The following is a 26,697-nucleotide window of genomic DNA, read 5'->3' on the forward strand; positions in this document are numbered from 1 at the left end:
TCTTCAGCCGGCTCAAGCAGTTCCGCCGCCTGGCCACGCGCTACGACAAGACGGCCAGCAGCTTTTTGGGAATGCTGCATTTCGTTTCTGCCTTACTCTGGCTCCGGTAATTGTCCGTACAACCTAGGCTGACAACCTGTTTTTGACAACACGAGGGTAAAGGGTGGTAACATTACTGTACATTAAACCTTCTACCTGTGTCAACCTCCAAATGAGGTGATGCTGCCAGTCTGGTCCGGTAGCATAAAAACAAGGCACGGTGCTTGTCTTTGTGCTCCACATCAACGCCGAAGCGGCGGAAAGCCGCTGCTATACGTTTGCTTTACAGCTGAAACCCATGAAAAACTCTACGCGTCTTTTTTTATTGCTGCCGTTACTGCTCCTGCAGCTATCAGCCTTCGCTACTACTTATACCATTACCGTAGGCGACAATTTCTACTCCCCGGAGAAGCTGGATATCAAACTGGGAGACGAGGTCATATGGAAATGGCAATCCGGCAACCATCCCACGGCTTCCGACAACGCTGCCTGGGTTACTTTCCAAATGAACTCATCGAGCCAAACCAAGTCTATTACCTTCAATACCTTAGGAACCTTCGCCTACCACTGCACGGCTCATGCTTTCTTCGACAACGGCTCCTGGAAAGGGATGATTGGCTCCATTTCTGTTAAACCAGTGACCACTGCGGCCGAAGCGCGGCTGGTGATGCCCACGCTGAGCGTGTATCCCAACCCCAGCAAAGGCATGGTACTGGTCTCCCTGGGTCAGAAAGCCGGGGAAAGCTATAAGCTGCGGCTGAGCAATATTATCGGGCGGGAAGTACGCATGGTGGCTTTAAAGCCCGAAACCGACGCGGAAGGCGTACCGGTCAACCTATCGGATTTGCCGGCGGGCGTCTACTTCTATAGCTTGCTCGTCAATGACAAAGTCGTCACGACCAAGCGCCTGATTTTACAGAACTGACGCGTCCCTCTACAGTATACTTCGAGAAAAAGCAGCCGGCTTCCCGGCTGCTTTTTTGTGCTTAAGGCGAAACAGAACGGCTTTTCGCTCCCCAAACTACGGGTGCGGCATGGCCAGATTTATTGCCTACTTTTGGCCCTTCTCTGATTAAACCAGTATGCGGAGTTACAAAAGCCTGAATAACCTAGTTGGCTGGGTCGTATTTGCCATTGCCACCCTTACCTACCTACTCACCTTAGAACCCACGGCCAGCTTCTGGGACTGCGGCGAGTTTATTGCCTGCTCCTACAAGCTGCTGGTGCCGCACCCACCGGGGGCCCCCACCTTCTTGCTGCTGGGACGCTTGTTTTCGCTCTTCGCCTTCGGCGACGTCACCAAGGTTTCGGTGCTCATCAATACCCTCTCAGCCCTGAGCAGTTCTTTCACGGTCCTGTTCCTGTTCTGGACCATTACGATGCTGGCCAAAAAGCTGGTATTCCACCACCCTACTGCTGGCGGGCACGACCATCGCCCCCTGGAGCCAACCAGCGGCCAGACGTTCTTGATTCTGGGAGCGGGTACGGTGGGTGCCTTGGCCTTCGCCTTCTCCGACTCTTTCTGGTTCAATGCCGTGGAGGCGGAGGTGTACGCCATGTCGGCGCTCTGCACGGCGGCCGTCGTCTGGATTATGCTGAAATGGGAAAACCGCGCCGACGAAGCCGACTCCGATAAGTGGCTGATTCTGATTGCCTATGTCATTGGCCTCAGCATTGGGGTTCACTTGCTGAACCTGCTGGCTATTCCGGCCCTGGGCTTTATTTACTATTACCGTCGCCACGCGGCCCCCACGATGTGGGGTGGAATAGCCACTCTGGTCATCAGCAGCGTCATCGTTGGGTTGATACTGGCCGGAATCATCCCGGGCCTGCCCACGCTGGCGGGGGCGTTCGAGGTATTCTTCGTGAATTCCATCGGCTTGCCTTTCAACACTGGGCTGGTGTTTTTCCTGGTGCTGTTCGTGGCGTTGATCTGGCTGGGCTTCCGCTACTCGTTCCGGGCCCACAACCGCCTGATCAACACGGCGATGCTGAGCTTTGCGTTTATCCTGATCGGCTACTCCTCCTACCTGATTGTACCCATCCGCAGTAGCTACCACCCTACCATCAACGAAAATGCCCCCGAGGATGTCCTTTCCTTCGTGAGCTACCTCAAGCGCGAGCAATACGGCGACCGGCCCCTGATGTACGGTCCGCAGTTTAATGCTGAGCCCGTCGACCAGAAGGAAGGGGCTCCCCGCTACGTGCGCAAAGGCGACAAATACGTTATAGCTGAGCGGCGCCTCGAAACCATTTACCGCGACGAGGACAAGATGCTCATCCCGCGCATCTACAGCCCCGCTCCCGAGCACGTGTACAACTACAAGAAGTGGGTAGATATTCAGGAAGGCGTGAAACCTTCGATGGGTCAAAACCTGAGCTTTTTGTTCAAGTACCAGATGGGCCACATGTACTGGCGCTACTTCCTCTGGAACTTCGTGGGCCGCGAAAGTGACATTCAGCAGGCAGGCGTCGTGTGGCCAACCAGCGCGGGCAGCAATGGCTTGCCGGAGCGAATCGCCAGCAGCCCGGCCCGCAATAACTTCTTCGCTATTCCGCTCATTATGGGCCTATTGGGCCTGTTTTTTCACGTTCGGCGCGATGGCCGCAACGCCTTTGTCGTAGGCTTGCTGTTCCTATTTACGGGCTTGGCTATTGTGTTCTATCTAAATCAGCCGCCAATTGAGCCGCGCGAGCGGGATTACACCTTTACGGGTGCCACCTACGCCTTCGCCATCTGGATTGGGCTGGGCGTGCTGGGGCTGGCCGATTTGCTGAAGGCCGTGCTCAAAGCCGATGGTACGCGCGCCGTGGCCGCTACGCTACTGGGGCTGCTAGCGCCAGGCCTCATGGCGGCGCAGGGTTGGGACGACCACGACCGCTCGGACCGCTACAACTCGGTAGACTCGGCCAAAAACCTGCTGAACTCCTGTGCCCCGAACGCCATTCTGTTTACGAACGGCGACAACGACACGTTCCCTTTGTGGTACGCCCAGGAAGTAGAAGGCGTCCGGACCGACGTGCGGGTGGCCGTACTGAGCTACCTCAATACCGACTGGTACATCGCGCAGATGAAGCGGCGCGCCTACCTGTCGCAGCCGCTGCCCATCTCGATGAAGAGCGACAACTACGCCCAGGGCACCAACGACTACCTGCCCTACGTGGAAAACCCGGCGGTGCAGGAGGTGAACCTGCGCGAGTTTATCGGCTTGGTTGATCAGAACAGCCAGCTGCTGCAAGTGCAAACCCAGAGCGGCCGGCCACTGCTGTCCTTCCCCACCCGCAAGTTCTACCTGCCCATCGATACGGCGGCAGTAGAGGCGCTGGGTATTATCCCGAAAGAGCGGCGCAAGCAGCTAGTGCCCCGCATGGAGTGGGACATGGGCAAAGGAGCCATCGAGAAGAAAAACCTGGTGATTCTGGACATGCTGGCCACCAACAACTGGAAGCGGCCTATCTACTTCTCCAGCACCGTGAACTCGGCCGACTTTATGAATCTGCAGCCATACTTCCAGCTCGAAGGCATGGCCTACCGGATTTTGCCCGCCAAAGACCCTAACTACGAGCCCCGGGGCGCGGAAGGCTACGTGGCCAAAGACCTCATGTTTGAAAACATGATGAAGAAATATTCCTTCCGCAACCTGGACCGCGCCGACATTTTCTACGATGAGAACAACCTGCGCTTCCCGGCCAACTACCGCGACAAATTCTCGCGCCTGGCAGATGCGTATCTGGCCGCGGGCGACAAAGCCACCGCTAAGAAAGTGCTCAACAAGTGCTTTGAGGTGATGCCCGATAAGGCCATCCGCTACGATTATTACGTGCCTCAGTTTGTAGTGCCCCTGATACAGGTTGGCGAGCAGCAGCGGGCCAATGAAATAATGGACACGATGACCAACCGGGCCCAGCAGTCGTTGGCCTACTACCGCACCAACAACAGCTCCCTGTTCGATATGGAAGTGCAAACCAACCTGCTGGCCCTGCAGAGCGTGTACCGGGCCGCCGCTGAAGTAGGCGACCAGGCCCGCGCCAAGAAGGCCATGGATTTGCTGAATGAATACTATCCGCAGCAATAAGGCCCCTTTGCTCGTCTGCGAAACCTGGTTTCTCCACACAGCCGTCCTGTCAGCAGGGCGGCTGTTTTGGGTTAGTGCACCCTAGGTTTTCACCGACCGTATACGCTCCGCCTGCCGTACTGCTATTGTAGGCGCTGTCGTTCTGCCACGACGGCTTTGCGTTCTGCTCCACTCATTTTCTTTCGATGCCGGTTTCGCTTCGCTGCTTCCTGATTGGGCTACTGCTCGTGTTGAGTAGTGCCGGTACTGTTGGCGCCGACCCACGGCGCGACTTTGCCGGGCAATACCACCCTGCCCGCCGGATCGGGGCGGAAACCCGCCGTGAGGGCGACAGTCTGCGGGTATATGTGCACTTTCCGGATGGCAGTGTTCTGCAGCGCGGCAACCCGTTGCGGATAGCCACTTGGGCTACTTATGAGGCAAAACGACCCGTGTGGCGGGACACCGTGCGGCATGTGGCCCGGCGGGTTCGGCAGGTGAAGTCAGCGGCGTGGGTCGAGTTTTGCCTGCCGGCGGCAGCTTTGCAAGCCGGGCAGGTGCTCAGCCTGAATTGCGCGCCGGCTGAAGAAGCCGAAACGGGCGAGGCTGCCTGGCTGGCTATTACCAAAGAGCGGCTTGGGCGCACTTTTCTGCTCACCGATTCGCTCGGTGACCCATTGCTACGGCGCTATGTACGATTGGGCGAGCCCTTCTTAGTTGATAGCTACGGACCAGAACTCCCCCTCACGGCCAAACGCTACGCGGCTAGCTTCACTGCTGCCTTGCCGCCCATGGCCACTGCTGGTGCGCAACCCGTGCCGCGCACCATAGCCGTGCGTGACTCGCTCTATTTCCGGGCCGGTCAGGCAATGCGCATACGGCAGCCAGGTCTTTATGCCCTGCGGGTAGCAGGAGCCGCCGCCGCTTACGGCTTGCTGGTAGTCGATCAGGATTTTCCGGAGTTCAACACCGCCACCGCGCTTATTCAGCCGCTTATTTATCTAACGACTTCGGCGGAGCGCCAAAAGCTGCTCGACGCACCCGCGCCCAAACGGGCTGTCGACCAGTTCTGGCTGGACGTAGCCGGCGCGAATCAAACGATTGCCCGTCAGCTCATTCGCACCTATTATGGCCGGGTAGCCGCTGCCAACCAGTTGTTTACGGCCCACAAGGCGGGCTGGATGACCGACCGGGGCATGCTCTACATCGCCCTCGGAGCTCCCGAAGTAGTATATCGGACGGCCACGGAGGAGCGTTGGATCTACCGGGACACCAAGGGCGGAAGGGGTACGTACACGTTCCGGCCTAAACCCAGTACCTTTGCCCCCGAACACTATGAATTGGTGCGCCGGCCGGAGTACGAAATGCTTTGGTATGCCGCCGTTGAGCAATGGAGAAAAGGACTGACCGCCCAGAGCGGCCGCTGAATGAGCGGCGCACGTTTTATAACAGCGAAAACCGCCCGGTAAATCGGGAGGAGCGCGGCGGCGACGACCGGCGCGAAGCTCGCCCCGGCGACGACCGAGAGGCCCGGAGCGGTGAAAGCCGCGAAGGCCGTGGCGACTTCAAGCCCCGCTACCCCCACCGGCCGGCGGCTGACCGTAGCATCGAGATGCTGTTTGGCTTGCGGCCTATTCTGGAAGCTTTGAGCGCGGGTCGGACGCTGGAGAAGATTTATCTGCTGCGCGGCACCAAGAACAGTGTCACCCAGGAAATCACTGAGCTAGCGAAGGCTGCCAACGTTCCGATGTCGCTGGTGCCGATTGAGAAGCTCAACGACCTAACCCGCAAGAATCACCAGGGCGCTGTTGCCTTCGTGTCACCTATCGACTACCAACCGCTGGACAGCATTCTGGCCAGCGTGTACGAAGCCGGGAAAACGCCGCTGCTGCTCCTGCTCGACCGGGTTACGGATGTACGCAACTTCGGGGCCATTGCCCGCAACGCCGAGTGTATGGGCGTGCATGCCATTGTGGTGCCCAGCCGGGGTGCGGCCCAAATCAACGGCGACGCGCTGAAAACCTCGGCGGGGGCGTTGAACCTGATTCCGGTGTGCCGGGAGCCCAACCTGAAGGAAACGATTTCCTTCCTGCAGCAGTCGGGCGTAACCATTGTTGCCTGCACCGAAAAAGCCGACGCCAGCCTCGAAGCCGGTACCGTGGACATGACCGGCCCGGTAGCGGTGCTCATGGGCAGCGAGGAAGACGGCATCTCGCCCGAGTACCTCAAGCTCGCCGACCATAAGCTGCGCATCCCGATGGCGGGCCAGATTGGCTCCCTCAACGTATCGGTGGCCAGCGGTATTATGCTGTTCGAAGTGTTGCGTCAGCGCCTGACCAGCGGCCAGTAATGCGGTGTCCAAAGCGAACTACTAACCAGAAAGCCAACCTTCACAGGTTGGCTTTCTGGTTTTGGTAGAAGCTGGATGCTGGATCAGTAGCGTGCGATGCGCTAATTATAGCCGTTGCCCTTTTTCGACTTCACATCGGCCACGAACTCCTTCACGCGCTGCTCCTCCGTGCGCTTACAGATCAGCAGCACGTTGTCATATTCGGCGATAATGTAGCCGTCGAGGCCCTGCACTACCACGAGACGCTCGGAAGGCGTTTTGATGACGCATTCGCGCGTGTCGTAGAGTAGAGCGTCGCCGTCTACCACATTGTTGTCGGCATCGTGGTGGCCCATGCGGTGCAGCGAGTCCCAGGTGCCCAGGTCGCTCCAACCGAAATCGGCGGGCAGCACATATACATTGTCAGCTTTTTCCATCACGCCGTAATCGATGCTGATGTTGCGGCAGCGCGTGTAGGCCTGGGTGATGAACTCCGCCTCGCTGGCAGTACCCAACTCGCTGATGCCTTCGTCGAATACCTCCGCAATATCACTCAGGTACTGATGGAAGGCATGAATAATGGCGTCGGCGCGCCACACAAACAGACCCGAATTCCACAAAAAGTCGCCGCTATCCACAAACATGCGGGCCAGCTCCAGATTCGGCTTCTCGGTGAAGGTTTTTACCTTCTTGAGGCCTTTGGGCAGGCCGCTCTTGCTGTCGTCGTCGATGTACTGAATGTAGCCATAGCCCGTATCGGGGCGCGAGGGCTGAATACCAAGGGTAAGCAGCACGTCATGGTTTTCAGCCACGTCCACGGCCTTGCGGATTATCTTCCGAAACTCGTCCTCGTGCAGCACGGCGTGGTCGGCAGGCGTCACGACGATGGTGGCCTGCGGATTGCGCTTGGCAATGCAGTAGCTCGCGTAGGCGATGCAGGGCGCGGTGTTACGTCCAATCGGCTCCCCCAGAATCTGGTCGATGGGCAGTTCCGGCAAGTGCTGCTGCACCAGCTCGGTGTAGTCGCGGTTGGTAACCACAAACACATTCTCAGCCGGGCAGATTTCCTTGAATCGGTCTACGGTGAGCTGGAGCATGGAGCGGCCCACGCCCATCACATCGTGAAACTGCTTGGGCAGATGCGTGCGGCTAAAAGGCCAGAAGCGGCTGCCGATACCGCCGGCCATCACGACGAGGTACGTATTCTGATTCATCAGCAAAAGGCTAAGTAGGTTTTTAACTAGCTGGCGCGGCGCGCCCGGTATTCAATGGTAAGCAATTTAATGATTCAACTAGACCAAGCCCTCCCGCAGCAGGTCGTGTAAGTGAATAAAGCCACTAAAACGGCCGTCTTCCGTCACAATGAGCTGCGTAATGTTGCGCTGCTGCATACGAACCAGCGCTTCGGCGGCAAAATCGTCGACCTCAATCGTTATCGGGTCGGGGGTCAGAATGTCGCGGGCCCGCACGTCTTCCAGCCGGCTGAAGTTGGTGAGCATCCGCCGCAAGTCGCCATCGGTGATGATGCCGAGCAGCTTTTCGTCCGCCGTAGCCAGCACGGCGGTAGCACCCAGGCGCTTGCCCGAAATCTCCAGAATAATATCCTTGAGCGGAGCATCTTCCAGTACTTGGGGCGTCTGATTCTGCCGGCTCAGGTCGCCCACTTTCAGATACAGCTTCTTGCCCAGGGTGCCACCCGGATGCAGGCGGGCAAAATCGGCGGAGGTGAACTCCCGCGACTCGAGCAGGCACACGGCCAGGGCATCGCCCAGCGCCAGGGCGGCAGTAGTGCTAGTCGTAGGCGCCAGATTGTGGGGACAGGCCTCCCGGGTTACGGGCGCGTGCAGCACGTAGTCGGCCTGCACGCCTAGGTAGGAGTCAGCATTGCTGACTAGCGCGGCCAGCGGCACGCCTTTGCGCTTCAGCAGGGGCACCAGCACTTTTATTTCGGGCGTGTCGCCGCTCTTGCTGATGGCAATGACGAAATCTTCGGCCTGAATCATGCCCAGGTCGCCGTGAATGGCGTCGGCGGCGTGCATAAACAGCGCGGGCGTACCCGTGGAGTTCAGAGTAGCCACCATCTTGCCCGCAATGTGGGCGCTTTTTCCGATGCCGGTAACTACCACCCGACCCCGTAAAGAGAGTATGGCGGCTACGCATTGTGCAAAATCCGGCGTCAGGGCAATGGCGTCGGCCACACCCCGAACGGCGTCTGCTTCTTCGAGAAGCACTTTTTTTGCAATTGAGTTGGTGTCGTTCTGCTGTTTCAATCTAAATTTGTCTAGATTGAGTAGCCAACACTGGAGTGTTGGTGCTCAAGTCTGCAACCCCCAAAGAGCAAGTGAGAATGTCGATGCCAGCGGTAAAACAAGCAGTCAAGCGTGAGGCTGATCTGAAAGGCAAGTTAAAGGAAGTTTTTGGGTACGGTCAGTTTCGCGGTACACAGGAAGCCATTATTCAGAACGTCATCGAGGGCAACAACACCTTCGTGATTATGCCTACCGGTGCCGGTAAGTCGCTGTGCTACCAGCTGCCCGCCCTCATTTTGCCCGGCACGGCCATCGTCATTTCTCCCCTGATTGCCCTGATGAAAAATCAGGTGGATCAGCTTAACGCCTTTGGCGTGAACGCGCAGTTTCTGAACTCGACCTTGTCGAAGTCGGAAATCAACCGGGTGAAGAAAGACGTGATTAGCGGCGAGGTAAAGCTGCTCTACGTAGCGCCCGAGAGCTTGACCAAGGACGAAACCATCGACTTCCTGCAGAAGGCCACCATCAGCTTCGTAGCCATCGACGAGGCGCACTGTATTTCGGAGTGGGGCCACGATTTCCGACCCGAGTACCGCCGCATCCGGGGTATTATCGACAATATCGGCCAAGTGCCCATTATTGCCCTCACGGCCACGGCCACGCCCAAGGTGCAGCTCGACATCCAGAAGAACCTGCAGATGGACGAGGCTTCGGTATTCAAGACCTCCTTCAACCGCACCAACCTCTATTATGAGGTTCGGCCCAAGCACAACACCAAGAAGCAGCTGATTCAGTACGTGAAGCAGCACAAGAACAAGGCGGGCATCGTGTACTGCCTGAGCCGCAAGAAGGTGGAGGAAATTGCCGAGCTGCTGCGCGTGAACGACGTGAAGGCCCTGCCCTACCACGCCGGCCTCGACCCACAGGTACGCATGCACAACCAGGATGCGTTCCTCAACGAAGACTGCGACGTCATCGTGGCCACCATTGCCTTCGGCATGGGCATTGACAAGCCCGACGTGCGTTTCGTGATTCACTACGACACGCCCAAATCCATTGAGGGCTACTACCAGGAGACCGGCCGTGGCGGCCGCGACGGCCTGGAAGGAAACTGCCTGATGTTCTACAGCTACGACGATATCGTGAAGCTGGAGAAGTTCAACAAGGACAAGCCCGTGACCGAGCGCGACAACGGCAAGCTGCTGCTCCAGGAAATGGCCAACTACGCCGACTCCGCCGTGTGCCGCCGCAAGCAGTTGTTGCACTATTTCGGCGAGCATTTCGAGAAAGACTGCGGCTTCTGCGACAACTGCCGCCACCCCAAGGAGCGCTTCGAGGCCAAAGATGAAATGCTGATGGCCCTCAAAGCGGTGGTGCAAACCGAGGAGCGCTTCGGCATCGACCACATCGGCACCGTGCTCATGGGCATGAACAACGCCCACGTGGAAAGCTACGGCCACAATGCATTGCCGGTGTATGGCCAGGGCAAAGCCCACGACGCGCAGTTCTGGCATTCCCTGCTGCGGCAGGCCTTGCTGAACGGGTTTCTGGAGAAAGACATTGACAATTTCGGGGTCGTGAAAATCTGCCCTAAAGGTCTGGCTTTCATCGATAATCCTCATTCCATCAAACTCACCAAGGACCATAACTACGAGGAAGAGGTGAAAGAAGAGCAGGAGAAAGAAGAAGTTCAGGAGGCGGCCGGCCACGATGCCGCGCTGTTTGAGATGCTGAAATCCTTGCGCAAGAAAATCGCCAAGGACAAGAACCTGCCGCCCTATGTTCTGTTCCAGGACCCCAGCCTGAAGGAAATGGCGACCACCTTCCCCGTGAAGATGGACGACCTCGCGCATGTCGGCGGCGTGGGCTCGGGCAAGGCGCAGAAGTTCGGGCAACCCTTCCTGCTGCTGATTCAGAAGTACGTGGAGGACAATGACATCGTGACGGCCGCCGACGTGGTGGTGAAGTCGGCGGTGAACAAGTCAAAAATCAAGATCTACATCATCCAGCAAATCGATAAGAAGATGGATCTGGAGGAAATTGCGTCCTCCAAAGGCATCGACATGCGCGAGCTGATGGAGGAAATCGAACACATCTGCTACTCCGGCACCAAGCTCAACCTCGACTACTACATCGACGGCGTACTGGACCACGACCGCCAAGACGAAATCACCGATTATTTCCTGCAAGCCAGCACCGATAACATCGCCGTAGCCCTAAAAGAGTTAGGAGACGACGACTATACCGAAGAAGACCTGCGCCTGATGCGTATCAAGTTTCTGAGCGAGTACGCCAACTAGCGTTCTTGTTTCGTGTTGGCAGCTGCGCAGTTTGTGGCCGTTTTGCTTATTCATATAGAAAAGCCACTCCCTCGGGAGTGGCTTTTTCATGGTGGCTGGTACACCACAGAAGGCAATGGGCAAAGTTTGCCGACAAAAAATTATCTTCGGAACACATTTCTTTTAACCCTATTCCGCATGACGTTTCATTCTTTGCCAGGCGCACAGCCGCTTGGCCTCACGGTGCTGGCCAGCCTAGCCGCGCTACTGAGTATGGCTGGCCCTGGGCCGGTGCCCGCCGCTAATCCACTACTGCCGGGCTTCAATCAGGTTATCGACTTCAAGCGAGCAACCAAAGCCGACGTGAAGCAGGCCACGGATGTGCTCATCAGCGGCACCAAAACCTCGTTGCAAGCCATTTATAAGGTATCGGCTACGAAGCGCACTTTTGCCAATACCATGCTGGCCCTGGACAACCTCGGTGATAATATCGGCACCATTGCCGGGCCCATCAGTATTCTGTTCAATGCCAGCCCTGACTCGGCCATCCGCAACCAGGCGCAGAAAAGTATTGCCGTTATCAGCAAGTATGGCAACGAACTGGAGCTGGATGAACAGCTCTACAAGGCGGTAAAGGACTATTCCAAAACCAAGGAAGCCCAGGCGCTGACGGGTCCGCGCAAGAAATACCTGACCGAAACGGTGCAGGAATACGAGCGCAACGGCTTTGCCCTAACGCCGGAGAAGCGCAAAGAGCTGCAAGCCATTAACGACAAAATCGGTGACCTGTCGTTGGTTTTCGGCGCTAACATTGCCAAAGATCAGGGCTTTCTGCTGGTGAGCTCCGCCGATATGAAAGGCCTGCCCGACGACTACAGCAAGAGCCGCCCCAAAGCTGGCGATGCCTCCCGCATTGGGCTCGATGGCCCGGCCTACAGCACCTTCATGAAGTATGCCGAGTCGGATGCCATGCGCAAGCAGCTCTACACGCTCTACAACAACCGCGCGGCCGACAAGAACCTGGAGGTGCTGAAGCAACTGCTGGTAGAGCGCCAGAAAAAAGCGCAGCTGCTGGGTTTCAAAACCTATGCGGCCTACCAAACCAGCAGCCGCATGGCCAAAACTCCCGAAACGGTGTGGGCCTTCGAAACCAAGCTGGTGGACCGCGTGAAGCAGAAAAGTCAGCAGGACCTCGATGAGCTAGTGGCCGTGAAGCGCACCTACCTGAAGAACCCGGCCGCCACAACCATCAACCCTTGGGAAAGCGCGTTCTATAACAACCTGCTCATGAAGGACAAGTACCAGCTCGACGCGGAGAAGATCAAAGAATACTTCGAAGTGAACAAGGTGGTCGACGGCCTGTTTCAGACCACCCAGGCGCTGTTTGCCCTGAAGTTCAACGAGGTGAAGGACCCCTCGGTGTGGCACGCCGACGCCCGCATGTTTGAGGTGCAGCGCGATGGTAAGCTCATCGGCCGCTTCTACCTCGACCTGTTTCCGCGCGACAACAAGTACACCCACGCGGCCTGCTTCGGCGTGAGCAGCGGCAAGGCGACGGCCAAGGGCTACCAGATTCCGACGGCCGTGCTGCTGTGTAATTTCAACGCGCCCACGCCCGGCAAGCCGGCTCTGATGAGCCACAGCCAGACGGTAACTTTCTTCCACGAGTTTGGTCACGTGATGCACAATCTGCTCACTACGGCCGAGTTGTCGAGCCAGTCGGGCACCAGCGTAAAGCGCGACTTTGTCGAGGCGCCCTCGCAGATTCTGGAAAACTGGGCCTGGAACTACGACGCCCTCAAGACCTTTGCCAAGCACTACCAAACGGGCGAGGTGCTGCCCAAAGCCCTGTACGATAAGATGTGGGCGGCCCGCAACGTGGGTTCCGGAATTGCCGCGTCCCAACAAATCCTGTACGGCACGCTCGACATGACCCTGCACGACAAGTTTGATCCGAACGGTACGGAAACCACCACCGACGTAATGAAGCGCCTGCAGAACCAGATTACGCCCTTCGCCTACCTCGAAGGCACCAACATGCAGGCCTCCTTCGGTCACCTCACCGGCTACGGCGCCGGTTACTACGGCTACATGTGGTCGAAAGTGTACGCCGAAGACATGTTCTCGGTGTTTGAGAAAAACGGCATCATGGACCAAAAGACCGGCCTGCGCTACCGCGACATGATTCTGGCCCGCGGCGGCACCGATGAAGAATATAACCTGGTCAAGAACTTTCTGGGCCGGGAGCCCAACCAGGAGGCTTTCTTCAAGTCATTGGGGCTGTAGCTGCTGAGTATTTCCGGGTCTACAGTCTGAATCCAACAAAAAAGGCCACCCCAGCGGGTGGCCTTTTTTTGGCAGCAAAGGCATCCGCTACCCTGTAGCAGTTGCTTTTGCAAAAACCTTCCTTAGCAGTGCTCCTCGAAGGCGCCTTGCAGATTGTCTACGATACGCATCAGGTCGTTGCCTTCAATGTGGTGGCGCTCGATAACGTGTACCAGCTCACCGTCTTTGAACAGCGCGATGCTGGGCGACGAGGGCGGATAGGGCAGCATATGCTCACGGGCTTTGGCTACAGCTTCGGTTTCCATGCCAGCAAACACGGTCACGAGGCGGGCGGGCTTCTTATCGGAGCTGGTCACGGCCATTTTCAGGGCCGGACGGGCTTTGGCGGCAGCGCAGCCGCACACCGAGTTGACGGCCAGCAGCACCGTGCCGCTTTGCGCGTTCAGAACCGAGTCAACTTCTTCGGGGGTCATCAGTTGCTCGAAGCCAGCCGACGTGAGGTCTTGCCGGATGGGAGCTACCATGTATTCGGGGTAGGTTGCCATTGTTGGAAATGGGCTGAAAGTGAGAATAAGAGAAATCGGGAGTAAAGCCCGGAGGCCAGGCAAAAATACGCAAACTCCGGCCGCCGCGCTTGCATAAACCGTCGGCCGGAGGAATGGTTAGCCACACAACAGCGCTGCCGGCATTTCCTGTTCAATATATTCGCCTTATGAAGTACGAATTCTTTGTCACCAGTCTGGCCGCGTCACTGCCACCAGCCGGTATTGCGCCGGTATTGCGGGGCTTGTGGCACGCCGGCCGGCAGGAATGGGAGCAAGCTCATACCCTGGCCCAAGCCAATGGCCACGACCACCTGCACAGCTGGCTGCACGCCTACCTGCATCGGCAGGAAGGCGACGCGGGCAATGTGCGGCTTATTGGTACCGCAAAGCCGACCGCGCCCCATTCAGGGGCACCATAGCCGAGGAATGGACGCAACTGGTGCGGGCACAGGCCGATATTTCCGGCTAACTGCGACCCATAGTGCCCGAAATAGAATAGCGCCAGAATGCTATTAGAAAGAAAGAAAAGCAAGGATTGCCGGGTTATGGCAAATAAAAGTACATTTAACATGTCGGGCTATACGACCTCCCTTATGCAGAAAATCTTACTCCTTGCCGCGAGCTTGTCCTTATCGGTCACTGCGGCGCGGGCCCAGGTCGATACCGTGCGGGCTTCCACGTTGCCACCGGCTCAGCAGGCCGAAAAACTCTACAACAGCGGGGTTTCCAAATACAACGGCAAAAACTACCGGGCCGCCGTGCAGGACTTCGACAAGGCCCTGGCCCTGCGGCCGGACTTCGCCAAAGCTTTTTACAACCGCGCCACCACCCGCTACGAGCTGAAAGAATACCAGCTGGCGGTGCAAGATTACGACCAGGCCATTAAGCTGGAAGCCACGAGCTTCAGCAACTACTTTGGCCGGGCCCAGGCGCAGGAGGCCGCCGGTATGCGCCCCGAGGCGGAGCAGGACTATGGCCGGGCCGCCGAAATAAAGCCCGACTATGCCCCGGCCTGGTACTACCGGGGAGCATTGCGCTTCGAAAAAGGCGAATTCCAGGAGGCCAAAGCCGATTTTGACCAAGCCATTAAGGCTGATCCGAACTACGCCTACGCCTACCACGACCGGGCCAGCACCCAGCGCAAGCTCAACAACTTCGACGCGGCCGTGCAGGACTACACCAAAGTGTTAGGCCTGCAGCCCGACTTCCTGCCGGCGCTGCTGAACCGGGCCGCTGCCCGGCGCCGCGCCAACGACCTGAAAGGCGCCATGACTGATTACAACACCTACATCAGCAAAAAGCAGGATAACCCCATTGCCTACACCAACCGCGGCAGTGCCCGCTACGAAGCCGCCGACTACAAAGCGGCCGTGGAGGATTTCAGCAAAGCTATTGAGCTGGATGCCAACTACGCCTTTGCCTGGAACAACCGCGCCGCCGCTCACCTGAAGCTGGAAGACTACAAAAGTGCCGCCGCTGATGCCGCCAAAGCCATTGCCCTCAACGCGCAATACGCCGAAGCCTACATGAATCGGGGCCACGCCCGCGAAATGCTGCGCGATGCCCCCGGAGCCTGCCAGGACTGGAAAAAAGCCGCCGAGCTGGGCCTGGAAACGGGTTCTAGCTACGCTGCTAACTCGGGCTGCACCGAATAAGGTAGCGCTGCCTTTCACTACTCTGCTAGTTATTTCGCGAGAAACCTCCCCTCATGCCCAGAATCCTACTTATAGCACTGCTGCTGCTGGCTCACGTAGCAGTGGCGCAAAACGTTGAATTTGAGAAAGACCGTTTCAAGTCAGACAAAGATGGGTTGAAGGAAGCCCAGCGCGAAGTCAAAACCGGCGACGAATGGTACGACCTCGACCCGCCGCGCTACGAGCAGGCACTGCCGCACTACTTGGCCGCTCAGAAGTTCAACCCCAACAATGCCCGCCTCAACCTGCGCATCGGCGACTGTTATTTGCACTCGGGCTACAAGCCCCGCGCCCTGCCCTACATCCAGAAAGCCTACCAGCTCAATGCCGACATTGACCCGCGAATTCATTATCTGCTGGGTCAGGGCCTACATTTGAATGGCAAATGGACTGAGGCTATTGCTGAATATAAGGCCGCTCAGCCCGCCGCTACGGGCAAGAATACCGCCGCTTTTCTGGCCAGTATCAGCAAAAAGATAAAAGAGTGTGAGAATGGACAAAAGCTGGAGAAAGCGCCTTCCCGGGTGTTCATCGACAACATCGGCGCGGCAATCAACTCCCCGTATGCCGATTACGGCCCGGTAATTTCGGCCGACGAGTCAGTTATTCTGTTCACTTCCCGGCGCGACAATTCCACGGGCAAGGAGCGAGACCCCGAAACCGGTGGCTTCTTCGAGGACGTGTACCAGAGCACCCGCACCGCCTCGGGCTGGTCGCCGGCCCGCAACCTGGGCAAGCCCGTGAACAATGAAGGCCACGATGCCACCGTAGGCTTGGCCCCCGATGGCCAGCGGATGCTGGTGTATGTGGAAGACAATGGCGGCGACCTGAACGAGGCTGAGCTGCGCGGCGCGGCCTGGCGCAAGCCCGAAAAGATGAACTCGCGCATCAATACCCGGGCCCACGAGTCGTCGGCAGCCTTCACGCCCGACGGACGGAGCCTCTACTTCGTGAGCGACAAACAGGGCGGCATCGGCAGCCGCGACATCTATAAAGTAGAAATCAATGGCCGCGGCCCGGCCCTCAATCTGGGCACGACCATTAACACGCCCTACGGCGAAGAAGGCGTTTTTCTGCACCCCGATGGCAAGACCATGTATTTCAGCTCTGAAGGCCACAACTCGATGGGCGGCTACGACATTTTCAAGTCAGTATTCGAAAATGGAAAATGGAGTGAGCCCGAGAATTTGGGCTGGCCCATCAACACGCCCGATGATGATGTGTTTTTCGTGATTTCAGCCTCTGGCCGGCACGGCTACTATTCTTCCTTCCGCGACGATGGCCTCGGCGGCAAAGACATTTACCAGATTACCTTCCTGGGGACCGAAAAGCCGCCGGTGTTGTCGCAGGAAGACCAACTGCTGGCCTCCCGGGCGCAGCCGGTGAAGGAAGCTTCCCTGGCCCCGCCCGTGCCTATTGCCACGACCCAGGTAACGATATTGAAGGGGATAGTTACGGACGAAGCTTCCAAACTGCCTTTAGAAGCCACTATCGACGTGGTCGATAACTCCCGTAACGAGCTGATAGCCTCCTTCCGGGCCAACGCCCAGTCGGGACGCTACCTGGTTTCACTGCCTTCTGGGGTGAACTACGGCATCGTGGTGCGGCAGGAAGGCTACCTTTTTCACTCCGAAAATTTCGACCTACCTGCCGGAGCCGCTTATTCGGAAGTGGTTAAAGACATTGCGCTCAAAAAGCTGGATGTGGGCGTGAAAGTAGTGCTCAACAACATCTTCTTTGACTTCGACAAGGCCACCTTACGCAAGGAAAGCACGGCTGAGCTGGAGCGGCTGCAGAAGCTGATGGTAGAAACACCCGCATTGCGCCTCGAAATATCCGGCCACACCGACAACGTAGGGCAAGCCGTATATAACAAAGACCTCAGCCAGCGGCGCGCCAAGGCCGTAGTAGACTACCTGGTGGCCAAAGGCACCGACAAAGCCCGTCTTACCTTCGCCGGTTATGGCGATACGCAACCCGTAGCGACCAACAATACCAAGGGCGGCCGACAGCTGAACCGGCGGACCGAATTCAAAGTAACCGGCAAGTAGTGCGTCATTGCTGAGCCATAGCCGTTTTGCGGCCCTTTCCTATGCTTGTTTCTGCCGATATGCTCCCGCCTTTTCAGCCCTCCTTGCGGGTGCTGGTAGTCGACGACAACGAGTTGAACCAACTCGTGGTATGTCGGGCGCTGGAGGAATGGAATGTGGCAGCGACGCTGGCCGATAATGGGCGGCAGGCCGTAGCGCTGGCAACCACCCAGGCTTTCGACGTAGTGCTGATGGATGTGCAAATGCCGGAAATGGATGGCTATGAAGCGACCCGCCAGCTTCGGGGTCATTCTCACCTCCAACGGCTCCCCATCATTGGCCTCACGGCTTCCACTTCGCCCGAAGATCAAGCCCGGGCGCGGGTAGCGGGTATGAACGCCACATTGGCGAAACCCTTCGACCCGGCGCTGCTCCATGCCAGTCTGGTGTGCTACACCAGTGGGGCCGGGTTTAGCGGCATCCAAAAAAAGTTGGTTTCTCTAGCTGGCTCGGGCACAGTGCGGCCAGATTGGGGTATTCTGGAAGAATTGGCGGCCGGCAACCGCGCATTCATCGCCCAGATTATTACGACGTTTCTACAGCAAACCCCACCTCTCTACCAGCAGCTGGTGACGGCGGCTTCCATTGCTGACGACCCGCTCACGCCGGCCCGTTTGGCGCACAAGCTCAAAGGCCAAGTCGTGTATTTTGGAGTTCCGGCAATTCAGCAGCACCTCGAAAAACTGGAGCGAAGCGTCACTACCACTGCTGCCGCTACCAATGACCATCTGATAGCCCTCATCGGCGACCAATTAACCGCGCTCTATCCATACTTAGCGGCCCGGTTGCACAAGTATCAGTCGGAATAACGTTCCTATTCTCTTTGTCACGCCTTCTTCTACCTTTGGCCTTATGCCAACTCCTACTCCCCTGTTACGCTGCCTTGTCGTAGACGACGATCCGCTGTCCGTCCAAGTGGTTGCTAACTGTATCACCAATACTCCTTTTCTAACGCCGGCTGGCAGCTTCGATAGCGCCCCGGCCGCGGCCGAAGCCCTGCGTACCCAGCCCGTCGACCTACTGTTTCTGGACGTCGAAATGCCCCTGATGTCGGGGCTCGACCTACTCAGCACCCTACAGAATCCGCCCCTGGTGATTCTCATTACCAGCAGCAAGCATTACGCAGTAGAGGCCTTCGAGCATGATGTAGTCGACTACCTCGTAAAACCCATCAGCTATGCCCGCTTTTTGAAAGCTGCCCAAAAAGCGCTGGAGCTTGCTGATGCTGCGGCTCTTGCCAGTATGCCTTCCCCCACCGCAACCGGTACCGACCCTGATTTCACCTTCGTGAAAGTAGACACCAAGCTGGTGAAGGTTCTCTTCGATACCGTTTGCTACGTAGAAGCCCTCGGCGACTACGTGCATATCGTAATGCCGCACAGCAAACTCATTGTGTACAGCACCATGAAGGCTGTCGAGGAAAAATTTCCCGCTTCCATCTTCGTGCGGGCTCACCGCTCTTTTATTGTCAATCTTAGGCGTGTGCAGGCTATTGAGGATAATACTATTACGATTGAAAACAAACAGATTCCTATTGGCCAGACGTACTTGCGGGAAGTATTGCAGCGGCTGAATAAATTTTAGGCAACACTCTTGCAGTCAAGCTCCTCAGCCCTTTCTGCTGGCAAGCTCCCTTACATTAAGCCAAGCCCAGCACCTAAAAAAAGCGACCAGACCTGACGCACTACTTCTTACACGGTAGTTTGTTAAGGCTGGTCGCTTTTGTGTTTTCCCTTCACACGCCTGATCTAGTATCCCTGCCAGACGCATATTTTACGCCTCTTTGCTATACAGTCGAGTTGACATATTGATTCTTGCCATACTTCAATATATTTTATACGATACAGTATTATATCAATATCGTTTTGTTTCTTTGTGAACATATATAGTCGCCCTAACTTCCTTACGTCTCTTCTGATGAAGAACTATTGCTCCTCCTTGCTTATTTGCCTAGCCTTAGCCAGCTCAGTTGTTGCCACAGCGCAGCAGGGCCCTGATCTACGGGTGCAGGCTACTGAAAACACGCGTAAACTATCCCAGCAGATTTCCTTGGATGACGCCCGGACTACCCAAGTCAAGCGCTTGACCTATGAGCGCTTGGTTCAGGAAAACGATGTCAAGCAGATGTACAGCATCGATCCTGCTATGCTCCAAAGCAAGTTGGCCGTTATTGAAAAAGAGTACGCCGAGAAATTGCAAGGTGTTCTGTCTGCTGCTCAATACCAGCGTTACGTTGCCATAACCACTCCGGTCATTCCAGCTACGGTGGTTCCTGTTGCGCCTCAAACAGCCACTTTGCAGCCAGTAACGGCTCCGAAATCCTCAGCTCCCAAGCCCCGCTTGCAGCCTAAGAAGAAAGTGACGGTGGGGGTGCCAACCAAGAAATCTGTTCCGGGTGCTCATGCCAGCACAAGTATCCCGAGTCGCCCGTAGAGGTTAATCAACTCGGTCACGCTGTGCCTGCTCCGCAGCTTCATTCTGAGCCATATTAGTTCGTAGAATATCCAGCGTTAGCCCCCAAAGCGCTTCGTAGGGGATAATTTCGATTTCGGCGTAAGCTTCGCCTGGCTGCGGTGCAGCGTGTAGGCTACTGAGTAGCGGCTGCCCTTTCTTCTCACAGCTTTCCGGCTCGAAGTTTTCTTTTACAATCAGCACTAGTAATCGAAAAAACAGCTGGCTTCTCAACGTAGCCGATTCGCGTAGGTGACGCTGCTCATACTTCCGCAGGCTTTCCAGGCGTGCCAGCAGGTTTTCGACGTCCTGGCGGCGCAAAAAATTCAAATACTGCAAGATGAGTATCGCCACATTGTAGCCCTGCTTGTCGCGACTATAATCTGGGACAGTCTGCACAAATTGGTTGAAATGCCGGAGCGTCAGGGGCGAATTTTCGGGTTGCAAAAAGTATATGTAGGCTTTGTAGAGGTCCCAGCGTTGCCGGGCAGCGGTTCTCTGTTTACGGAAGTAGGGATTTTTGTGGGCAATTTCCAGCAGCAGCTGCGCTTGGCCATGCTGCTCGGCGTGCAAGGCCAGCAGCACATAGTTTTCCATGAAGAAAAACCAGTTGCCGGAAGATGGATGAAAATCCTTCAAGTATTCCTCTGAGAGAATAAGTCCTTTCTCGGCCTGTTTGCTGTGCAGGTGAGCATATACAGTCATATAATTATTAAATCGACTATCAAACCGACGCCGATTAATCTTACCCTTGGCCCATAGTTTCTCAGTAGCAGTAGTGATCTTGATTATCTCTTCATAGCTGCCCGTGAACTCCAATAATGTCAATTGGGTCAGGTATAAATAATTGAAGGTGGTATAACTCTGCGCCTGTTTATGCAATTTCTGCAACTGAGCCAAATAGCTGGGCAGCTCGCTCAGTAGCGCCCGTCGGGCCCGCACCGTGTGCGCCTGCGCCATCTTGCTGCTCCAGTAAATTCTGCTGGCCTCGTCCTCCAGATCCAATAGTTGCTGTAGTTCGGTGAGCTTCTTGCTGATAGTCCGGTAACGGGCTGGCTGCCGTAAGTCAACGTAGAGTTTGCCCAGCAACCGAGCCGCCAGCACGGCGTATTCTGTGAATTCGCCCTCTAATGCCTGCCGCAAGCACTTGCGCAATAACTGTTCGGCCAGCGAGTACTCTCCTTCACCATATAGGATGGCAACCTGGTGATACAACTCTATGCACCGCAGCTCGTAGCGCCTAGACACCAAATGCCGCGGATCTGACTGCTCCAAAAAGTACAGATGATTTAAAAGCTTCTGCTGGACGCGTGACTTGAGCTTACGAAACGAGGTATTGCTAGCAACTGAAGCTTTGCCGTAGAGGCCTTTCGTGAGTTGCAACTGCGTGATATCGGGCTCATTCTCCAAGAGCCGGATCAGTTTGAGGTCTTTGTGGGTTGCTTTTTTAGCAGAAAAGTCAAGTAGCGGCGGTTCTTTTACCCGCCGATCCGTCACAATTCGTGCTAAATTACTGAGCTTTTCCATTGCTTAAATAGCGCTATAAGGCCGCAATCGGCTGTTGCAAGATGAGAAAAGGCTAAGAACTATTGTCACAAATATTCATAATATTTCCTTTATTAGTTTGGGCAAGGTTATGCACCTTTGTTCTTGAGTAGTATTGCCTATTGAAAAACAAAAAGTCACAATTAGAAAAAACCAACTTACTCAAGAACGTAGCTATCATCTTTTAAGACCCGTTTCGATACTATTAGCATTCCTTAAAATTTGATTAATACTATTTTTTTCATAAAATATACAAGTCACTTTTACACGATATCTTTCCTTTACGGCGGCGTAGTTATGAACCAACTTTGGGTCATTCAAACTCTTGAACGACTTAACCTCACAAAGCGCCATGTTAGAACTCATCGCAATAGCCCTGCTTCAGCTCGCCAGCTTTTCTACCTCTACTGAGACTAAAGTTGACCCAAACGCTGCCAATGCCAACCCAATCGTTATTCTGCCTACCGATAATGGTCAAGGCGGTGGTGGCTGGGGTGGCGGTAGCATCTGATTTCTCCCGCACCTCCCCTTCTGCTTCCTGTAGAATCTTGGTTAACTTGCCCGGCACCCTTTCCGTGCAGTATCCTCTTCATGAAGCAACGTTTATTTGGTTTTCTAGTCGTGGTGGGCAGCGCCTTGGGCGCTTGCTCTTCCCACCAACAGGATTCCGCCCCGGCAATACGTATTCGCTGGGAGCGGGATCCGGAAAACCTGAATCCACTGATCTTGCCGAATGAAAATTCGCTCGAGGCAGCTAATTTATTATACTCGAGCCTGTTGGCGGTTGACCCGGGTAAGCAGCAGTTTGTTCCCAGCTTAGCAGAAGCTTTACCAACAGTGGAGCAAACCGATTCGCTCACCCTGCTCACGTACCGTATTCGGGCGGCGGCCGTTTGGGATAATGGCCGGCCGGTTTTGGCTCGGGACGTAGCCTTCACGCTGAAGGTGATGAACTGCCCCGGTTTGCCGATCGAAACCAACCAGGCCCAATGGGGATTTATCCGGGATATCCGGCTCGACCCAGCCGACCCACGCCGCTTTACGTTGGTGTGTGCCGGTCGCTCTCCTGAGTACAGATGGTCTTCTGGCGATTATATTATTTTACCTGAATATCCGCTGGACCCGCAAGGCCAGCTACGCCCATTTTCGCTGGCGGCCTTGCGGGCTGATACGGCAGGCAACCAGCGCAATCCGGCTATTAGCGCTTTCGTGGGGCGCTATACCCAAGCGCAGCTCGACCACCATCCGGAACGACTACCAGGCAGCGGGCCCTACACACTAGAAGCCTGGGCTCCTGGCCAATACGTTACTTTTAAGCGCAAACCTAAGTGGTGGGCTGATACGCTGCATTCGGATCTGCTGCCGTTGCAGGCGCGGCCCCTGACGCTAGACTACCAGATTATTCCGGATGAAGCCACGGCAGTATTGGCATTACGACGTGGCGACGTTGACGTGTATCCGATGATGCCCGCGAAGGAGTTTCAACGACTACGGCGAGACTCCGGCAATAAGTCCTCCTTACAGTTCCATACTACCGAGTCCTACAAGATGATAACGGCTTGCTTCAATACGCGGTATGCCGCGTTGCAAGACCGGCTTACCCGACAAGCACTGTCACATCTGTTCGATATCCCGGCTCTGATTCAGGCCACTCAATTAGGCATGGCTTATCCGAGTGTAGGCCTGATAAATCCTACTGCCGGACACCTGTATAACGACAGCCTGGCCCTGCCCACGTACGACCTGGTTAAGGCAACAGCATTACTGAAAAAAGCCGGCTGGCAACGAAAACCAACCGGCGGCTGGGCGCGGCGCGGTGTGGATGGCACCACTCAGCAGCTAACGCTGACGCTCAGCTACCGAACTGGTGACCCGGCTTTCGAAACCATAGCGCTACAGCTGCGGGCCGCCGCGGGTCGGCTTGGAATAGTTATTCGGCCTCAACCGTTGGAGGCTTCCTTATTTTGGGAGAAGTTGCGGTCAGGGTCAGTACAGATGTACCTGTTTACTGTTACTGGCAACCCTTTCGTATACAACTTTGCTCCTATTCTGCACTCGAAAAGCATAGGAGCAGGCAACTTTACAGGGTTTGGCACTCCTACCAGCGACCGACTGATCGAGGCAATAGCTGCTGAGGAGCAGGAAGGGCACCAAGCGGAGCTGCTACGTCGCTTCCAACGCCTAATGCATGAGGAGAAACCACTAACAGTACTCTTTTTCCTCCGCTCTCGTTTGGCCGCGAGCAGCCGATTAACTACCCTTCAGGTAACGAGCCTGCGGCCAGGCTATACGGCCACGGCTATCCAGACAAAAGCCGTTAAGTAGGCATATGAGGCGGTTCCTATTTCCCCGCTTGGCACGCACGCTGCCCGCTGCCTGGGGAATACTCTCCGTTATCTTCTTGTTGAGCCGGGCCTTATCCAGTGCTCCGGAGGGCCTTACGAATATACAAGGAGCAAGTATAGGCGGGCATGCGGCAACACCAGACCAAATCAGGGCCGCAGAGCGCCTGCTCCGGAAACGACGGGGTCTGGACTTACCCCTGTTTTATATAACGCCGGCTGCCACTGCAACGAAGCAAGCTCTAGCGTGGCGCTGGCATTGGCATGGCACTCACAATCAATACCACACGTGGCTTTATAGCCTGCTTCACGGCGACCTGGGCCGCTCTTTCCGGGACGAGCAATCCGTTTCTATGGTAGTACTACGGGCGTTGGCATCTACTCTACCGTTGACCTGCAGCGCATTTGTGGGTATAGTCATAGTCTCCTATTGGCTTACGCTGCTGCTTGCGCGCCATCGTTGGTTGCGGCCTGCCGTGTTGGCCGGGCTAACGGTGTTGCATGCGCTGCCCCTATTTGTTGTTGCCTTTTTTCTGTTGCTGCTCCTCGCTAATCCTGATGTACTGGCACTGTTTCCAGCTTATGGGTTGAATAGACCTGAGAGTGATACTTCGTGGGGCGAGCAGCTGATCAGCTCCGCCTATTACCTAGTGCTACCTCTGCTGAGCTTAGTTCTGGTAAGCTTGCCCTCTCTGGTAGTACAGGTCGATAGCGCTTTGCAACACGAACTAAAGGCAAATTATAGCCTGACAGCCAGGGCTAAAGGCCTGCCGGAGCGACTGGTGATTCGTCGGCATGCGTTGCGCAATGCGCTGTTGCCCGCAATTTCTTACGTGGCTGATCTGCTGCCAGCACTAGTAGCCGGAGCCATTGTAGTAGAGTTAATCTTTGCCATGCCGGGTATGGGCCGCCTGTTGGCGGAGGCCGCTGCCAGCCGGGATTTCCCGGTGCTCTTGGGAGCCATATCCGTTATTGTTTTGGCACGCCTGCTGGCGCAGATAGTGGCCGATTGGCTACAGGTCTGGGCCAATCCACGAATTGAAGCGCAAGCGTGAAACAACCCCGGCCAACAGAGTTGTGGGCCTGGTGGCTAGCGGTGGCATGGCTGGCGCTGGTAGTGCTGGTAGCCCTGTGTGCCGATTTTTTGCCCTTGTCTTATCCAGCAGCCACTCCTGATCTGTATGCAATTACCCAACCTCCGTTTGCCGGGCCCCATTGGCTAGGCACCGATCCGCTGGGAAGAGACGTTTTGGCCGGGCTCATTTTTGGAGCCCGCACCGCTTGCCTGGTTAGCGCTCCGGCAGGCTTGGCAGCGGCAGTAATAGGCACGATACTGGGCAGCGCAGCCGGTTACTGGGGCAACCAACGGCTCAAGCTGCCTGCGGGACTTGCTTTTCTGCTGGTAGGCCTGCTCCTGTTCTGGGGCTGCTTCACTGGCCCTGGGCCGTGGTTTCTCTCTTGGCTGGTAGTAGTTGGGTTGGCGCTGGTAGCAGCAGCTCGGCTGATGCGCCTGTCTGAGCGTGTTGCTCCGCAGCCCTTGCCACTGGATACCATCGTGCTATCACTACTTGCGCTACTTACCTCGGTGCCCCAATTAGTATTGGCACTGGCTATAGCAGCCGTGTGGCCCCCATCCTTATCGACCTTGGTAGCAGTGCTAACCTTCACCTACTGGCCCGTTACGGCTCAACTGGTGCGGGCCGATATGCGACGCATTCGACAGCTGCCCTACATGGAGGCCGCCCGGGCAATAGGCCTGCCTACCTGGCAAATCATGGGCCGTCATGCCTTCCCCCTTTTATGGAAGACAATTCGGGTAACCTTGCCCCTGAGCCTGGCTACGCTTATTGGGCTGGAAACTACCGTATCCTTTCTGGGGGTTGGACTACCGCTCGAAACCGCTAGTTGGGGACGGACCCTGGCCACGGCTCGACTCGACTTCACAGCCTGGTGGCTTATCGTCTTTCCTGCCTGTGCGATTTTACTTACTACTCTCGCGCTTCGACAGCTACCGTTTTATCCGTTCGGCAAGAGTAGTTAAGCAGAATACATATGTCACAAATGAGGCATAAAAACCCGCCTACTGATACTATTGCGAAAAGCGTTACACGAAGCTAATCAGTTGAAATACTGCCCCATCACCCAAATATCGAGCATTTACCCCTGTCTCCACCCCTACTCTAACCCCTATTTCTTCTCAAAACTCTGCAAACAGGATACGTAATACCTAAGTCACAACTACAACTAAATTATCCTTTACAGCAGCGCTTTCTCACCCTAATATTGTCATAAGAAACAGCCAGCCACACGGGCAAACTACTTCTCACAGGCCGTAAGCGGCGCTGTAGTATGAGCCACCGCTAAGATAATATCGGTAGTAGCTCATACGGACGCACAGGCAGCGTTGCGCCACGGCGTACTGCTGTTGACGGCGGTTTGCTAGTGGTAATTATACCGCCGGCTACCGGCGTAAAATAAAGAAATAATGGGTCAGCTGCTACTCTGCTCGTAGCGGCGAAACTCGAAGGTTGTTGCAATAGGTGTGTAAAAAAACCGCTGGCCTTGCCAGCGGTTTTTTTGCGTTCAGGACGGCTGGGCACCACCAGTGCTAGGTCGTATTCTCAAGAACGTTCGGCATGGTCAAGTCGTACTAGGCTTATTTTCAACATGAATGCTGACCGTACGTTGCTCACCGATAGTCATTGGGCACTGATTGCGCCCCTTTTGCCCGGCCGCGTGGGTCGGCGCGGGGTGGTGGCCAAAGACAACCGGGGCTTTGTCGAAGCCGTGCTG

20 protein-coding genes and 2 pseudogenes are annotated in these 26,697 nt (G+C 56.0%); 18 read left to right on the plus strand and 4 right to left on the minus strand.

The genetic code is table 11. The annotated features are described in order from the left end of the window. From E5J99_RS18905 to rlmB, 5 genes and pseudogenes are all read left to right on the plus strand, one after another. Nucleotides 1-110: pseudogene (locus E5J99_RS18905) on the plus strand (IS5/IS1182 family transposase); the annotation flags it as partial. 227 nt (nucleotides 111-337) lie between these two features. Then, complete coding sequence (locus E5J99_RS18910) at nucleotides 338-964, plus strand: T9SS type A sorting domain-containing protein (protein ID WP_135499382.1); 627 nt, start codon at nucleotides 338-340, stop codon at nucleotides 962-964. A 157-nt stretch (nucleotides 965-1,121) separates the two neighbouring features. Continuing rightward, on the plus strand, nucleotides 1,122-4,115 hold the full coding sequence (locus E5J99_RS18915) for a glycosyltransferase family 117 protein (protein ID WP_135499383.1): 2,994 nt from the start codon (nucleotides 1,122-1,124) through the stop codon (nucleotides 4,113-4,115). A gap of 185 nt (nucleotides 4,116-4,300) precedes the next feature. Beyond that, entirely contained in the window at nucleotides 4,301-5,521 is a 1,221-nt protein-coding gene (locus E5J99_RS18920) for a GWxTD domain-containing protein (protein ID WP_135499384.1), read from the plus strand. After that, nucleotides 5,485-6,444, plus strand: a complete 960-nt coding sequence (gene rlmB / locus E5J99_RS18925) for a 23S rRNA (guanosine(2251)-2'-O)-methyltransferase RlmB (RefSeq protein WP_135499385.1) — start codon at nucleotides 5,485-5,487, stop codon at nucleotides 6,442-6,444. The genes E5J99_RS18920 and rlmB overlap by 37 nt, the downstream gene beginning before the upstream one ends. Before the next feature lie 101 nt (nucleotides 6,445-6,545). Here rlmB and E5J99_RS18930 read toward each other — a convergent pair whose 3' ends face one another. Next, the gene (locus E5J99_RS18930; RefSeq protein WP_135499386.1) at nucleotides 6,546-7,637 is read right to left on the minus strand and encodes a mannose-1-phosphate guanylyltransferase; all 1,092 of its coding nucleotides are present in this window, start codon (nucleotides 7,635-7,637) and stop codon (nucleotides 6,546-6,548) included. Nucleotides 7,638-7,715: 78 nt separating this feature from the next. Next, nucleotides 7,716-8,654 carry a KpsF/GutQ family sugar-phosphate isomerase gene (locus tag E5J99_RS18935; protein ID WP_135499387.1) on the minus strand — a complete coding sequence of 313 codons (939 nt, stop codon included), beginning with the start codon at nucleotides 8,652-8,654 and terminating at the stop codon, nucleotides 7,716-7,718. Nucleotides 8,655-8,776: 122 nt separating this feature from the next. On the opposite strand from E5J99_RS18935, the gene recQ reads away from it, so the two are divergent. Both recQ and E5J99_RS18945 read left to right on the plus strand, forming a co-directional pair. Beyond that, nucleotides 8,777-10,972 carry a DNA helicase RecQ gene (recQ, locus tag E5J99_RS18940; protein ID WP_135499399.1) on the plus strand — a complete coding sequence of 732 codons (2,196 nt, stop codon included), beginning with the start codon at nucleotides 8,777-8,779 and terminating at the stop codon, nucleotides 10,970-10,972. Between the two features lie 177 nt (nucleotides 10,973-11,149). Continuing rightward, nucleotides 11,150-13,237, plus strand: coding sequence for a M3 family metallopeptidase (locus E5J99_RS18945; RefSeq protein ID WP_135499388.1), 2,088 nt, complete (start codon nucleotides 11,150-11,152; stop codon nucleotides 13,235-13,237). 122 nt (nucleotides 13,238-13,359) lie between these two features. On the opposite strand, the gene E5J99_RS18950 is transcribed toward E5J99_RS18945, so the two are convergent. Then, complete coding sequence (locus E5J99_RS18950; RefSeq protein ID WP_135499389.1) at nucleotides 13,360-13,782, minus strand: BrxA/BrxB family bacilliredoxin; 423 nt, start codon at nucleotides 13,780-13,782, stop codon at nucleotides 13,360-13,362. Nucleotides 13,783-13,949: 167 nt separating this feature from the next. On the opposite strand from E5J99_RS18950, the gene E5J99_RS18955 reads away from it, so the two are divergent. From E5J99_RS18955 to E5J99_RS18980, 6 genes are all read left to right on the plus strand, one after another. Beyond that, nucleotides 13,950-14,201 carry a hypothetical protein gene (locus E5J99_RS18955; RefSeq protein WP_245319111.1) on the plus strand — a complete coding sequence of 84 codons (252 nt, stop codon included), beginning with the start codon at nucleotides 13,950-13,952 and terminating at the stop codon, nucleotides 14,199-14,201. 174 nt (nucleotides 14,202-14,375) lie between these two features. Next, a complete protein-coding gene (locus tag E5J99_RS18960) occupies nucleotides 14,376-15,437 on the plus strand; it encodes a tetratricopeptide repeat protein (protein ID WP_167852229.1) in 1,062 nt (353 codons plus the stop codon). Nucleotides 15,438-15,490: 53 nt separating this feature from the next. Continuing rightward, nucleotides 15,491-17,527, plus strand: coding sequence for an OmpA family protein (locus E5J99_RS18965; protein WP_135499391.1), 2,037 nt, complete (start codon nucleotides 15,491-15,493; stop codon nucleotides 17,525-17,527). A 59-nt stretch (nucleotides 17,528-17,586) separates the two neighbouring features. Continuing rightward, nucleotides 17,587-18,375, plus strand: coding sequence for a response regulator (locus E5J99_RS18970; protein ID WP_167852230.1), 789 nt, complete (start codon nucleotides 17,587-17,589; stop codon nucleotides 18,373-18,375). Nucleotides 18,376-18,418: 43 nt separating this feature from the next. Continuing rightward, entirely contained in the window at nucleotides 18,419-19,150 is a 732-nt protein-coding gene (locus E5J99_RS18975; RefSeq protein WP_135499393.1) for a LytR/AlgR family response regulator transcription factor, read from the plus strand. A gap of 333 nt (nucleotides 19,151-19,483) precedes the next feature. Continuing rightward, nucleotides 19,484-19,999, plus strand: coding sequence for a hypothetical protein (locus tag E5J99_RS18980; RefSeq protein WP_135499394.1), 516 nt, complete (start codon nucleotides 19,484-19,486; stop codon nucleotides 19,997-19,999). 3 nt (nucleotides 20,000-20,002) lie between these two features. On the opposite strand, the gene E5J99_RS18985 is transcribed toward E5J99_RS18980, so the two are convergent. Then, nucleotides 20,003-21,544, minus strand: coding sequence for a hypothetical protein (locus E5J99_RS18985; RefSeq protein WP_135499395.1), 1,542 nt, complete (start codon nucleotides 21,542-21,544; stop codon nucleotides 20,003-20,005). A gap of 370 nt (nucleotides 21,545-21,914) precedes the next feature. Here E5J99_RS18985 and E5J99_RS21430 point away from each other — a divergent pair, with 370 nt between their 5' ends. The 5 genes and pseudogenes from E5J99_RS21430 to E5J99_RS22320 all read left to right on the plus strand — a co-directional run. Continuing rightward, nucleotides 21,915-22,073 carry a hypothetical protein gene (locus E5J99_RS21430; protein ID WP_167852231.1) on the plus strand — a complete coding sequence of 53 codons (159 nt, stop codon included), beginning with the start codon at nucleotides 21,915-21,917 and terminating at the stop codon, nucleotides 22,071-22,073. An 80-nt stretch (nucleotides 22,074-22,153) separates the two neighbouring features. Beyond that, nucleotides 22,154-23,887 (plus strand): ABC transporter substrate-binding protein, encoded by a 1,734-nt coding sequence (locus E5J99_RS18990; RefSeq protein ID WP_135499396.1) that lies wholly within the window; start codon nucleotides 22,154-22,156, stop codon nucleotides 23,885-23,887. Nucleotides 23,888-24,311: 424 nt separating this feature from the next. After that, the gene (locus E5J99_RS21435; protein WP_167852233.1) at nucleotides 24,312-24,959 is read left to right on the plus strand and encodes an ABC transporter permease subunit; all 648 of its coding nucleotides are present in this window, start codon (nucleotides 24,312-24,314) and stop codon (nucleotides 24,957-24,959) included. Then, nucleotides 24,956-25,945, plus strand: coding sequence for an ABC transporter permease (locus E5J99_RS19000; RefSeq protein WP_135499398.1), 990 nt, complete (start codon nucleotides 24,956-24,958; stop codon nucleotides 25,943-25,945). Before E5J99_RS21435 ends, E5J99_RS19000 begins: the two co-directional genes overlap by 4 nt. Before the next feature lie 626 nt (nucleotides 25,946-26,571). Further along, nucleotides 26,572-26,697 (plus strand): annotated as a pseudogene (locus tag E5J99_RS22320) (IS5/IS1182 family transposase); the annotation flags it as partial.

Source organism: Hymenobacter elongatus (genome assembly GCF_004745955.1).
Lineage (GTDB): Bacteria > Bacteroidota > Bacteroidia > Cytophagales > Hymenobacteraceae > Hymenobacter > Hymenobacter elongatus.

Bases quoted from the DNA above. Each gene is read 5' to 3' on its own strand.
- E5J99_RS18960 (WP_167852229.1), top strand. From the start codon at position 14,376: ATGCAGAAAATCTTACTCCTTGCCGCGAGCTTGTCCTTATCGGTCACT.
- E5J99_RS18945 (WP_135499388.1), top strand. From the start codon at position 11,150: ATGACGTTTCATTCTTTGCCAGGCGCACAGCCGCTTGGCCTCACGGTG.
- E5J99_RS18950 (WP_135499389.1), bottom strand. From the start codon at position 13,782: ATGGCAACCTACCCCGAATACATGGTAGCTCCCATCCGGCAAGACCTC.
- E5J99_RS18985 (WP_135499395.1), bottom strand. From the start codon at position 21,544: ATGGAAAAGCTCAGTAATTTAGCACGAATTGTGACGGATCGGCGGGTA.
- E5J99_RS18920 (WP_135499384.1), top strand. From the start codon at position 4,301: ATGCCGGTTTCGCTTCGCTGCTTCCTGATTGGGCTACTGCTCGTGTTG.
- E5J99_RS18980 (WP_135499394.1), top strand. From the start codon at position 19,484: ATGAAGAACTATTGCTCCTCCTTGCTTATTTGCCTAGCCTTAGCCAGC.
- E5J99_RS21430 (WP_167852231.1), top strand. From the start codon at position 21,915: ATGTTAGAACTCATCGCAATAGCCCTGCTTCAGCTCGCCAGCTTTTCT.
- E5J99_RS18910 (WP_135499382.1), top strand. From the start codon at position 338: ATGAAAAACTCTACGCGTCTTTTTTTATTGCTGCCGTTACTGCTCCTG.
- E5J99_RS18975 (WP_135499393.1), top strand. From the start codon at position 18,419: ATGCCAACTCCTACTCCCCTGTTACGCTGCCTTGTCGTAGACGACGAT.
- E5J99_RS18970 (WP_167852230.1), top strand. From the start codon at position 17,587: ATGCTCCCGCCTTTTCAGCCCTCCTTGCGGGTGCTGGTAGTCGACGAC.
- rlmB (WP_135499385.1), top strand. From the start codon at position 5,485: ATGGAGAAAAGGACTGACCGCCCAGAGCGGCCGCTGAATGAGCGGCGC.
- E5J99_RS18955 (WP_245319111.1), top strand. From the start codon at position 13,950: ATGAAGTACGAATTCTTTGTCACCAGTCTGGCCGCGTCACTGCCACCA.
- E5J99_RS18965 (WP_135499391.1), top strand. From the start codon at position 15,491: ATGCCCAGAATCCTACTTATAGCACTGCTGCTGCTGGCTCACGTAGCA.
- E5J99_RS18915 (WP_135499383.1), top strand. From the start codon at position 1,122: ATGCGGAGTTACAAAAGCCTGAATAACCTAGTTGGCTGGGTCGTATTT.
- E5J99_RS18990 (WP_135499396.1), top strand. From the start codon at position 22,154: ATGAAGCAACGTTTATTTGGTTTTCTAGTCGTGGTGGGCAGCGCCTTG.
- E5J99_RS18930 (WP_135499386.1), bottom strand. From the start codon at position 7,637: ATGAATCAGAATACGTACCTCGTCGTGATGGCCGGCGGTATCGGCAGC.
- recQ (WP_135499399.1), top strand. From the start codon at position 8,777: ATGCCAGCGGTAAAACAAGCAGTCAAGCGTGAGGCTGATCTGAAAGGC.